At 53.0% G+C, this 9,759-nt stretch carries 13 protein-coding genes and 2 pseudogenes; 7 read left to right on the top strand and 8 right to left on the bottom strand.

The features are described 5' to 3' along the window. Positions 1 to 82 precede the first annotated feature (82 nt). The 5 genes and pseudogenes from E1H13_RS25510 to E1H13_RS25490 all read right to left on the bottom strand — a co-directional run bounded on the left by E1H13_RS25510 (position 83) and on the right by E1H13_RS25490 (position 2,328). The gene (locus E1H13_RS25510; protein ID WP_169617786.1) at positions 83 to 469 is read right to left on the bottom strand and encodes a nuclear transport factor 2 family protein; all 387 of its coding nucleotides are present in this window, start codon (positions 467 to 469) and stop codon (positions 83 to 85) included. A 123-nt stretch (positions 470 to 592) separates the two neighbouring features. Next, complete coding sequence (locus tag E1H13_RS25505; protein ID WP_169617785.1) at positions 593 to 949, bottom strand: YciI family protein; 357 nt, start codon at positions 947 to 949, stop codon at positions 593 to 595. A 36-nt stretch (positions 950 to 985) separates the two neighbouring features. Further along, a pseudogene (locus E1H13_RS25500) lies at positions 986 to 1,297 on the bottom strand (DUF899 family protein); the annotation flags it as partial. A gap of 42 nt (positions 1,298 to 1,339) precedes the next feature. Beyond that, entirely contained in the window at positions 1,340 to 1,885 is a 546-nt protein-coding gene (locus E1H13_RS25495) for a GNAT family N-acetyltransferase (RefSeq protein ID WP_169617784.1), read from the bottom strand. Between the two features lie 158 nt (positions 1,886 to 2,043). Then, a complete protein-coding gene (locus tag E1H13_RS25490) occupies positions 2,044 to 2,328 on the bottom strand; it encodes a hypothetical protein (RefSeq protein WP_169617783.1) in 285 nt (94 codons plus the stop codon). A 258-nt stretch (positions 2,329 to 2,586) separates the two neighbouring features. On the opposite strand from E1H13_RS25490, the pseudogene E1H13_RS27795 reads away from it, so the two are divergent. Continuing rightward, positions 2,587 to 2,718 (top strand): annotated as a pseudogene (locus E1H13_RS27795) (UPF0175 family protein); the annotation flags it as partial. 150 nt (positions 2,719 to 2,868) lie between these two features. Here E1H13_RS27795 and E1H13_RS25480 read toward each other — a convergent pair. Next, positions 2,869 to 3,441: a transposase gene (locus E1H13_RS25480; protein ID WP_169617782.1), complete on the bottom strand. Its 573-nt coding sequence runs from the start codon at positions 3,439 to 3,441 to the stop codon at positions 2,869 to 2,871. A 666-nt stretch (positions 3,442 to 4,107) separates the two neighbouring features. Between E1H13_RS25480 and E1H13_RS28180 the strand changes: the two genes are divergently transcribed. The 4 genes from E1H13_RS28180 (at position 4,108) to E1H13_RS25455 (ending at position 5,594) form a co-directional block, all read left to right on the top strand. Next, on the top strand, positions 4,108 to 4,467 hold the full coding sequence (locus tag E1H13_RS28180) for a hypothetical protein (RefSeq protein ID WP_169617780.1): 360 nt from the start codon (positions 4,108 to 4,110) through the stop codon (positions 4,465 to 4,467). Further along, positions 4,430 to 4,687 carry a hypothetical protein gene (locus tag E1H13_RS25465; protein ID WP_169617779.1) on the top strand — a complete coding sequence of 86 codons (258 nt, stop codon included), beginning with the start codon at positions 4,430 to 4,432 and terminating at the stop codon, positions 4,685 to 4,687. The genes E1H13_RS28180 and E1H13_RS25465 overlap by 38 nt, the downstream gene beginning before the upstream one ends. Before the next feature lie 236 nt (positions 4,688 to 4,923). Then, positions 4,924 to 5,352, top strand: coding sequence for a putative toxin-antitoxin system toxin component, PIN family (locus E1H13_RS25460; RefSeq protein ID WP_169617778.1), 429 nt, complete (start codon positions 4,924 to 4,926; stop codon positions 5,350 to 5,352). Beyond that, positions 5,349 to 5,594 (top strand): toxin-antitoxin system HicB family antitoxin, encoded by a 246-nt coding sequence (locus tag E1H13_RS25455; protein ID WP_169617777.1) that lies wholly within the window; start codon positions 5,349 to 5,351, stop codon positions 5,592 to 5,594. The genes E1H13_RS25460 and E1H13_RS25455 overlap by 4 nt, the downstream gene beginning before the upstream one ends. A gap of 39 nt (positions 5,595 to 5,633) precedes the next feature. Here E1H13_RS25455 and E1H13_RS25450 read toward each other — a convergent pair whose 3' ends face one another. Further along, entirely contained in the window at positions 5,634 to 5,831 is a 198-nt protein-coding gene (locus E1H13_RS25450) for a hypothetical protein (protein ID WP_169617776.1), read from the bottom strand. A 333-nt stretch (positions 5,832 to 6,164) separates the two neighbouring features. Here E1H13_RS25450 and E1H13_RS25445 point away from each other — a divergent pair, with 333 nt between their 5' ends. Next, a complete protein-coding gene (locus E1H13_RS25445; protein ID WP_169617775.1) occupies positions 6,165 to 6,419 on the top strand; it encodes a UPF0175 family protein in 255 nt (84 codons plus the stop codon). Beyond that, the gene (locus tag E1H13_RS25440) at positions 6,403 to 6,885 is read left to right on the top strand and encodes a DUF3368 domain-containing protein (protein WP_169617774.1); all 483 of its coding nucleotides are present in this window, start codon (positions 6,403 to 6,405) and stop codon (positions 6,883 to 6,885) included. The genes E1H13_RS25445 and E1H13_RS25440 overlap by 17 nt, the downstream gene beginning before the upstream one ends. 510 nt (positions 6,886 to 7,395) lie before the next feature. Here E1H13_RS25440 and E1H13_RS25435 read toward each other — a convergent pair. Next, positions 7,396 to 9,663 (bottom strand): hypothetical protein, encoded by a 2,268-nt coding sequence (locus tag E1H13_RS25435; RefSeq protein ID WP_169617773.1) that lies wholly within the window; start codon positions 9,661 to 9,663, stop codon positions 7,396 to 7,398. Positions 9,664 to 9,759: the final 96 nt, after the last annotated feature.

Here is a 9,759-nt window from a genome sequence, read left to right as displayed (position 1 = left end):
CAGCAGGGGAATATCGTCAACCCGTTCTGTGATAACGGTTAGAGGAGTTTCCATAGCCCAAATCTAACCTAATTGGCCGACCTCACTCAAAAATGAGCGAACCGGGAGCAGCAGTAATGCGAAACCACATTTGCGCCGCTGGATGGTCTGGCTCCAGCCCGGTAAATCGGAAGAGCCAGTGGGCCAGGGCTAAATCGCCGCTGACGGTGATAGTGAGATCTTGGGTCTCTGTACCAGAAGGATTGGGCATACAAGGGAGGCTGGTTGCCCACAGGTGGTGACAGGCGGCAGCACCCCGGTGGGCCAAGGGTGGCTTCATGTCAAAAACGACGATATCTGGAGCATAAAAAGCCATAATCTGATCCAGGTTTTTGGTGCAGATGGCTCTGGCGTGCTCTGTAATAATTTGGCGAATCTGGGCTTCATCTTGAGTAAGTGAAGGATTGTTAGTCGATGTGAACGTTGTCATCAGTATTGCTCCTTTGTTGATGGAGAAAGGACATGAACTCGGGCTCTGGTTTTCTGTATGGGCCAAATAGCAGGACGAGTAATTTACAGGCGATCTTGTTGCTGGTTTGGGATGCTGAAGCCGTTAAGGCCCAGGCAGGCCCGGTAGTTCCACCACAGGGCGAATTTCCACCGTGCCCTTATGAACAGGGGGCAGGCGTCCGGCAATGTTGATGGCTTCATTCAGATCGCTGGCGTCAATTAAAAAGTAGCCGCCGAGCTGTTCGTGGGTTTCGGCAAAGGGGCCATCGGTGACCAGGCGTTTGCCGTGGCGCACCCGCACGCTGGTGGCAGTCGATACGGGCTGGAGCGGCGATGCCCCCAGGTAGCGACCACTGGCTTTGAGCTGTTGGCTGATCTGCACCGATTCGGTCAAGCAGTCCTCCTGCTCCCGTTCGGTCCAGGCATTTTCATCACTGTAAATAAGCAACATGTATTTCATGGGATTGGCCTCGGGTTAATGGTTGATCTGTCAGCTTCAGGCCCCGTAGGTCGGCTGTTGGGGCCAACCCGGTGGCGAATCTTCAAAGTCTTCCTGGCGACCATAGGGCGTCACATCCAGAAGGCTGTAGGCATTGGTTAACCCTTCAACGCCACGGGCGTAGGTGGAGTAGGTGTGGAAGACGTCGTCGTCCAGGCGAAAGAAGACGCTCAACCCGTGGTTTTCACCCTTCATGAAATAAGACTCTTCTCGCTGCTCCAGTTCTGCTTGATGGCGGTAGTTGTATTGAACAGGGGTCACAGATGAGTCTTGGGTAACGTGAAAGTCGTAGTTGAAATCGCTACCAAAGGATGACCTGTGCTGGTGAGTTGACGTTGTGGTTGTGACTGGTTAGGTCGCAATAGTCAAAGACTGGCCTTCGGTCATCGCCATCGTTTGTGCCCAATCGGCCCGATTCAGGCGATACACCGAGCAATCATCGGAGCCAAAGCGGCGGTGCTCCACAAACGTAAACCCCTGGCGCTCGTAAAAGCGGTGAGCTCGGGTATTGCTGGCCAGGGGATCCACCAGCACAGCGGTGACGGCAGGGTCGGCAAAACAGTGGGCCAGGGCAAGCTGGATCATGGTGGTGCCGTAGCCCTGGTTCAAATCGGTGGCTTCCCCAATCCAGATGTCGAGGGCGCGCAGATTGGCGGGCACATCGCCCCAGTAGTGGGTCGGCTCCTGGGCTGGGTCGATGATTTCAATAAAACCAATGGGGCGATCGCCTAATTCAGCGATCCAATGCTCCTGCCAGTCGGCAGGGGCGGCAAAGTCTGACTCCCAATCCCAGGGGTCGTTGGGGTTAGCGGCGATGACGTGGGGCTGCTCGTCCCAATGGCGTAGCCGGGGAATGTCGGCGGCGGTGGCAGGGCGTAGGGTGATCTGGTTAGACATGGATCTGCGATCGCGGGACAACACCAAACTGCAAACACAGCATAGTTCTTTAGTACTATACTGTAGCCAGACGAAATGAAACGTTAGAAAACAGGCCGCCATCGCTCCGGTGCTGTCTTTGTCATGGGCGGCCTGCATGACGTTGTTGGCGAGTCAGTCTATTCTTGCGGCGTTATCCGGTGCGACATGACGCTGATGTATTCGCCATTGCGCCCGGTGGGGATGGGGTCGAGCCAGGCGATTCTTTTGCCCTCCGGGCAGGCTTCGCCAACGCAGTAGTGCAGCACTTCCATGCGATTGATGGCTGCAACCACGGCGGCGTAGTCGCCTAGCAGGATGTGGCAGAGGCGATGGCCCTCTGGGCCGGTAAAACCAACGGGCTGGTAGGTAGGCAGCCGGAACTGGGTGGAGACCTTGAGGTCTCCAGGATTGGGTTGATACATACGGGCTTCTCCGTTTTCGGTTTAGGAAAACGGGGAACGATCTAGCCGTCCCAAATGAAGGTAAAACAAGACGCTAGCTCTTAGAATGGCTCCTAAGGGCATCTCACTTACCCACGATAAGAGGGATGTCTCAGGGGATTTGAGGAGTTGCCGCTCCTCTCTTCCCCGCCTAGAAGTCATTCCCCGCAGAAGCATCATAGGCTAAGTGGCAGGGGAGTTCAACCGTATTGACGAAGCAAAAATGAGGGGGCAGGCCCTATGATTCAAATTTAACTTAATCTACCAGAAAGTGCCTTCTCGGCTTTACCCAGCACCCCCGACGAGTTTGGCCGAGAATTGCTGATTGCCGCTGTGGTGAAGTGGTACGAAGTAGGGTTGATATCTCAATCAAATTTATGAAGTAACTCAGCTAGGGCGTAAGTATGTTGTGGTTGCTTACCGAGAGGTCAGCGCTACCGATGGTTCTATTTTGAGGCTTATCTAACTCGTCGCCCATCACAACAAAGTAGCGAGTAGGGTGGGCACTGCCCACCGCCTCATTTATTCACCTGCAACCAACCCCTCCCCAATATAATTATTGGCTGCTTCCTTCATTCTGTACCCACAACCCCAATCCTCTTCATAAAATCCCTCCCTTACAAACTGCCGAAAACTCAAAAAATCCCACTGATGCGGACACTCCACCAACCCATGTTTCACCGGGTTGTAATGCAAGTAATTGATGTGCCCTACCCAATCTGCTTCATCACGAATGGTGTGCTCCCAAAATCGCCGTTGCCATACGTCGCTTTCACGGTGTCGTTGACGAGAGGTACAAACATCCTGAGGTAGCGCAAAACTGCCCTTGAGCGATCGCGTAAACAGCACCTTTAGCCGCCCAACTCGCTTTGAGTAATTGTCATCATTTGGGGGCAGAGTCCATACAAAATGGATATGGTCAGGAAGGACGACGGCGGCGGTAATGTCAAAGGGCATTTCAGCTTTAACGGTGGCGGTAGCGTGGCGCAGGCGTTTTATGTTGTCGGGTTCTGTAAAGATGGGTCTGCGGTTGAAGGTGACTAGGGTTATAAAAATGACTCCGCCGGGAGTGTAGGCGCGTCGATAATCGGGCATTTGGATATAGGGAAGGAACTCTAAGCTATTGTTCCCGATTTGTGGCACTAGCGTGAGATCACGCTTTCACCTGCCTCCGGGTCGTGATTCATGGCTGCTTTCCGCTCCTGATTAGACAATTCGCCGCATCGAGTCTGCATTTACCCGATCTCGGTTCGCGAAATCATCGGGGTGATGGCAACATGGCCCTGTGTAGCGCTGTGCTACAGGAGTGGTGAGAAATTCGGGTAGCTGTCTGTACAACCATTCTCTCGGCTTTGTCTGCCAGCAAAGTTCTTGGGCAATTGGATTGGGTTGTCCCTACCGTAAGTGGTTTAGCAACGCTTTCAACAACATTGTTGAGCCAAACAAATACACAAAAAATGTGGGTGCAATCTCGCAATATTTCTCAGCAGTTCCAGACACAACTTTTTCTTTATGTACAATGTAGTGGGGAATATGCAAGCGTACAGGATGATTCAGAACGACTGCAATTGTTTTCGAAGCGTTTAATGGAGGTTTGGTCACAGGCACAAGAGAATTGGTCGCAGCAAGCATCTTCTGGAAAGTGAGTGCGGGCGAGATCGCCGTAGGGTATGTTCCTTAATTCAACTTTTCCCACTCCACCGATAGATTTTGGGGAACGCACCTTGCTTATGAATTACTTGAAGTGCGATCTCCCAACTCATGAGCGGAATTGACCGAGATATTACCCCTGATCCCCGACCAAGTTTGGTTAATCGCCATTTACCAAATACTCCTCAAGTCCAGCGGCTGCTCCGCAGAGAAGGTAGAGCGCATGTATTCAACGACCTCGAAACCCTAAAACAAGTCACTCAGGCTATCATCGCAGGTGGAGAACGAACTGGGGTAGAGGATAAAGACGATGATTACGAACGGTATGGACTCTACTTTTCTGAGCCAATCGGTTACATAATTAGAGTAGATGGGAGCCAAACTCCGCTTTACTACGGCGAGATCAAAATTGTGAAAACAACAGGTGAGTATCATGCAATCCCACGCACCAGCCCTCGCAGAACAAGCTAAAACCTGGAAATTCCTGGAACTTTGGGTTGATCCAGTTCTTTTTCCGCCTAAGATTCTCATGCTGGTGGGTGCCCAAGATGGTACTTGTCGCATTTTTAATCCTGCATCTGACTATAAACTTGTAGTCACCCACTCCAGTTATCAAGCAGCCCAAGAGTGGCTCCTTGAGGATGAATATGAACGAGTCAAGGGGCAACTTTTGGCTGAAGAAGTTCTTTAATCAAGCGATTAAACTCTTGCCAAAACGCTGTATAACAAGTCGTTGGAGCGGCGGATGAAGATTTGTTGCTTCGTTTAAGTGTTGTCTAGCGCCGCTCAACTTGGTCGTTATGCCGACTATTCTGTGGCGGGGCAATCCAAGACAGATGCTTTTAGGTATAAAAAACTACCTCGGCAAGGATCTGGGTAGGCGGTAACATTGGTGGGTTACCGACAAACGCCTCGGTGCTACCGCCAATGCCCATCCCCCAAATTGTGATCGACACCAATGTCGTTGTTGCTGGGCTACGTTCTAGAAACGGGAGTGCTTTTCGTCTATTAGGACTGGTTGACAGCGAGCAGTTTAAGATCAATCTTTCTGTACCGCTAGTTCTGGAGTATGAAGAGGTTTTATTGCGGGAACTGCCGAATCTAGCCATTAATGCCTCAGATGTACAAGATTTCTTGGATTTTCACTGCGCTGTTGCGATTCATCACCAGATTTTCTTCCTTTGGCGACCTTTCTTGCCCGATCCAAAAGATGACATGGTACTGGAACTGGCGGTTAAGGCGGGCTGTGATAGCGTAGTGACATACAATATCAGCGATTTTGCAGGCATTGAGCGATTTGGGGTTAGTGCCGTTACCCCGGCCAGTTTCCTGGAGTCTATTGGAGGACTGTCATGAGCACGTTAAGCATCCAGCTACCCGACTCCTTATACAAAAGCTTGCAGAGCCTTGCAGAGCAGGATGGGGTTTCGCTCGACCAGTTTATCGCCTTGGCAGTTGCCGAGAAAATTTCAGCATTAACGACTGAAGGGTATTTGCAGGAGCGCGCCAGCCGGGGTGATCGAGCAAAATATGAGGCTGTGTTAGCCAAAGTCGCTGATGTTGAGCCAGAGTTGCATGACCAGTTGCCGCCAGCGTAACAACCCGCTTGCACCCGATAGTGCCCGCCGTTTCCCCGCTCACGCCACCACAAATAGCCGTGCAGCGGGCGCACCCATCACCGCGTCGTATCGTCCTGCGGCATCCAGAAAGGCGTTCCACTCATCCAGCAGGGGCCTGGCGATGGCGGGAATGGTATAGCGCAGGATTTCGCCAGTAGAGCGGTGCTGAATTTCGACGAGGCCGAAGGTATCGGGAGGGCTGGGCCGATCGGCCACCCGGAGCCTGCTCTGCCCTGGGGTAGCCACCGCCGCCAGCATGATGCCATCGACCCCGCAGGGGCAGGGAGCAATGGCCCTATGGGCCGGTCTTTGACCATCGCGCCATCGTAATAGGTCACCACCAGCGATCGCGGCTCAGCCTTCAACCGCTCCCGTGCATCCAGCCCTGGGGATTGTGCGATCGCAGTTGGGGCCAGATCATTCGGATCATCCCGTCACCCAAAACGAACGCCCCTGGCGGCACGGGCGATCGCTCTAGAATGCCGTTGACAGAGGAAGCTAAGATTAGCAGTGAGAGTCATTTGCCCTAAAAGCCTTGTACCAACCGCTATGAGCCTGCAACTCTCCATCCCCGACACCATTCTTCAGGCCATTCGCCTGCCAGAGCAGCGCATCGAACAAGAACTGCTCCATGAGCTGGCTATCGCGCTCTACACCCAGGACTTGCTGTCCTTGGGCAAAGCCAGAGAACTGGCCCAGATGGACAAGTACGAATTTGGCCAACTCCTCGCCCAACGCGGCATCCTGCGGCACTATGGCACCGAGGAACTAGAGGACGACCTGGCCTATGCGCATCGTCAGTAACACCTCCCCCATTCTAAATTTGGCAATTGTCGGTCAACTCGACCTGTTGCGCCAGCAGTTTGGTCAGATTCAGATTCCACCTGCTGTCCTGGATGAGTTGAAGACTGATGAAGAGCGTCCCGGTTCCCAGTCCATTCGAGCCGCTCTTACCGCTGGCTGGATTCAAGTCCAGCCCTTCAGCAATCAATCTCTTGTTCAACTACTGCGGCAAAGCCTGGATGGTGGTGAAGCCGCAGCAATTGCGTTGGCTCTAGAACAACAAGCTGATTGGATACTGCTGGACGAGCGGGACGGGCGGAAGGTGGCTAAATCTCTGGGGCTTCAAGTAACGGGTGTGCTGGGTGTTTTGCTCCGGGCAAAGGAGTCCGGCGACCTTCCACCCTTGCAACCCGTACTTAAAGATCTCATTCAAAACGCGGGCTTTCGAATTAGCTCAGAGCTGCTGACAAAAATTTTGCAAGCATAAGGAGCATGGGGGATCTGCTCAGCATCCAGCCACATAACAAATCGGTGCAGCAGCGGAAAAAATAGAGTCGGTGGTAATACCAAGGTTAGTCGCTGCCGCTGCACTTCACCGTTACATAGGAAATGGGTGCGATCGCTTAGCTTTTAGACTTAGCTTGCAGGCAAACTGCCATCAACATACGCTCCAGTAGCTCATTCGAGTTCAGTGAGGGAAAAGTTCCGTGGGGACGGGGCTCTGATTTGAGCATTAAGATTTTCTCCTGCACCTTGAGCCTGACTGAAGTCAGAAGGTTAACAATCTGTTTCTGAACCAAATTGGAAACCATCACCGCGTCAGGCATGATGTTTACTTAGCTGAGTTTAATTTTGCCTCTAGGCCAAGGGAGGCAACAGCTTGAATGAGGGAGTCCAGAGAGATTTACAGGTTAATAGTTGTGGTCATAGTAGTTGTCTCCCAGAATTTCAATATCGGCCTTGCAATCCAAAATCCCCAATCTAAAATCCAAAATCGTCACTCGGGCACTGTGACCATGCGCGCCTCAATACCCTCCCACACCTGAGGTGACACCCGTACTGCTGCATCCTTGCAGCGAACCATGAGTTCTAGGGTGTAGAGATATTTTTCTAGCCATTGTGTCTCCTCATTAGAAAAATGCAAATTTTCAAATTCAAATCTTAAATTATCAGAAAAGCAGAGGATAATTCTTTGGGTAAATTCTTTCCGTTTTCCTAAAGAATCTCCTTTGCTTGGAGTCAAACCTTCTAAAAGATCTAAATTTATATTTAGATTGCTAATTAAATCATCTCTGAAAATCGCCAAATTTTGATATTCCTGAACGAGGTCACGGGCAAGGTCGAGATCACGAGCAAGGTCGAAAATGAGGGCACGGTCGAAGGCACGGTCAAGGGCGCGGTCGAGAGTAAGGGCTAAGTCTAGGTCTAGGTCCAAGGCAAGGGCAAGGGCGCGGGCGCGGACACGGGCAAGGGCGCGGGCAAGGGCGAAGTCTAGGTCTAGGTCTAAGGCAAGGGCGAGGGCGAGATCGAAGGCGTGGGTGCGGGCGAGGGCGAGGGCGAGGGCGAGGGCGAGGTCGTGGTCGCGGGCAAGAGCGCGGGCGAGAAAGATGGCTGCTGTTCGTTTTGCAGCGTCCTTACCTCCTCCTGGAGATCCTTTGGTGGCGGCTGTGGCCCAGGTCAGCAGGGATTTGAGTTTCGGCGTAGAAATGTGGGTCTGCGCTTGCCGCTCCAGGGTTAGCAATAGCTCATCAGCTCCGCGCCTGCCTGGGGCCAACCCGGCCACCAGCAGAAACACCTCTCGCCAGTGCTTCTCAGTGGCATGGTCGCGCACCAGTTGATCAATTTTGTTGTTGTCCACAATGCACTTGGCAGTTAGGTATTCCTGAAATGTCAGGTGCGAAAAGGAATAGGCATCCCTGGCCCGTTCCACCAAAATGCCCTGCTGAATCTCGATTTCTTTCAGCACAGTTTCGGCATCCAGGTGGCGGGGTGCATTGAGGTTATCCACCAAAAACTCACGAATCTGGCTGATCAGCCGATCTTTGGAAAAGAAAAGCTGGTCATCCACAAAGCTGGTGTAGGCAATCTCCGCCAGCATGTCTAACTCCAGCTCGGCGCTGAGTTCTTGGTAGATGGGGTTGCGCTGGATGCGTTTTTCAGAGGCCCACTTTCGTAGCAGCACGTCTAGCGATTCGCCATAGAGGGCGTGGCGCTTTTTGGGAAAATCTTGGAACTCGTCGTAGACAACGCACAGCAGGGTCAGCAACAGGGGGGTTTGAGCCAGCTCTTTGGCGGCTCGGTAGTCAGGGCTGTTCAGTAGTTCCCAGCAGCGATCGGCGGTGTTGGTTTCGGTGTCGCGTTCTTTTTGGAACCAGTTTTGAATGAACTGCTGAATCTGTACGTCCTCAAAGACAGCCATGGCCACATCTTTGAACCTGCGGAAGCCGCCAAAGGTGTAGGCAGCCACCCGACAGGAGGCGATGTAGCGGTTGTCGCTGTAGCGATCGACCAGGTTTTCGATTTCAGTGATGGCGTGGTTGAAGGTGGCGCTGGGCACTTCGTCCAGGCCGTCCAGCAGCACCAGCAACTTGCCGTTTTTGAGAAATAGCTCCGTCAGTTCTTCGGGATGGGGAAAGCCGCAGGTTTCTAGCTCGGCGGCAATGACGGATTGAATGCTGAGATCAGCCTTGTCGAACTGGCGCAGCTCTAGCATCACCGGAATGCAGGGGTGCTGGTAAAAAATCTGCTGGGGTACCAGCAGGTTGCCGGGGTCTTTATCCGGAAAATCGCGGCGGCCCAGGGTCCGCAGCGCCTCCAGGCCCACCTTGCGCAAAAAGGTCGATTTGCCTACCCCAGGCCCGCCCAGTACCATCAGGTACTGCTGTTCGTTGGCCACTTGCAGACCGGGTTTCTTCTCAGCTGTAGTAACGTTGAAGCTGCGCTTGCCGCTTTCGCGGTACTGCTCTTGCAGGGCATCTTCCGACTCGAAATAGCGCAGGGCGGAGCGATCCAGCAGTTGTACAGCGGTATAGATTTCATCCAGGCGCACAGGGTAGTCCATGCGCACGCAGGCGACCTTGAGAGTGCCGTGGCGATCGATGTAGCGGCGCACGTAGTCTACCAAGGCCTTTCGCAGGGCCAGGTTTTTGCCAATGTCCCAGTCCAGCTTTTTTAGGGTTTCGGTGCCTTTGTCCTTCACCAGGCTGGTGATCAGGCTACCCAGGCCAACGGCAGCGGCACTGATCAGGGGTTCAAATCCGGTCATGGCAAGGACGTGGGTTGCGGTTGCCCACTACTATAGCCTGGGCGTTATGTCCTAATCGAGCGCAGTCGCTTCATCAGGGCGGGGCGATTGCTATAG

This window comes from Nodosilinea sp. P-1105 (genome assembly GCF_012911975.1).
GTDB lineage: Bacteria > Cyanobacteriota > Cyanobacteriia > Phormidesmidales > Phormidesmidaceae > Nodosilinea.
This window is presented reverse-complemented; position numbering and strand designations above follow the sequence as displayed.

Bases quoted from the DNA above. Each gene is read 5' to 3' on its own strand.
- E1H13_RS25510 (WP_169617786.1), bottom strand. From the start codon at position 469: ATGACAACGTTCACATCGACTAACAATCCTTCACTTACTCAAGATGAA.
- E1H13_RS25505 (WP_169617785.1), bottom strand. From the start codon at position 949: ATGAAATACATGTTGCTTATTTACAGTGATGAAAATGCCTGGACCGAA.
- E1H13_RS25495 (WP_169617784.1), bottom strand. From the start codon at position 1,885: ATGTCTAACCAGATCACCCTACGCCCTGCCACCGCCGCCGACATTCCC.
- E1H13_RS25490 (WP_169617783.1), bottom strand. From the start codon at position 2,328: ATGTATCAACCCAATCCTGGAGACCTCAAGGTCTCCACCCAGTTCCGG.
- E1H13_RS25480 (WP_169617782.1), bottom strand. From the start codon at position 3,441: ATGCCCGATTATCGACGCGCCTACACTCCCGGCGGAGTCATTTTTATA.
- E1H13_RS28180 (WP_169617780.1), top strand. From the start codon at position 4,108: ATGAGCGGAATTGACCGAGATATTACCCCTGATCCCCGACCAAGTTTG.
- E1H13_RS25465 (WP_169617779.1), top strand. From the start codon at position 4,430: ATGCAATCCCACGCACCAGCCCTCGCAGAACAAGCTAAAACCTGGAAA.
- E1H13_RS25460 (WP_169617778.1), top strand. From the start codon at position 4,924: ATGCCCATCCCCCAAATTGTGATCGACACCAATGTCGTTGTTGCTGGG.
- E1H13_RS25455 (WP_169617777.1), top strand. From the start codon at position 5,349: ATGAGCACGTTAAGCATCCAGCTACCCGACTCCTTATACAAAAGCTTG.
- E1H13_RS25445 (WP_169617775.1), top strand. From the start codon at position 6,165: ATGAGCCTGCAACTCTCCATCCCCGACACCATTCTTCAGGCCATTCGC.
- E1H13_RS25440 (WP_169617774.1), top strand. From the start codon at position 6,403: ATGCGCATCGTCAGTAACACCTCCCCCATTCTAAATTTGGCAATTGTC.
- E1H13_RS25435 (WP_169617773.1), bottom strand. From the start codon at position 9,663: ATGACCGGATTTGAACCCCTGATCAGTGCCGCTGCCGTTGGCCTGGGT.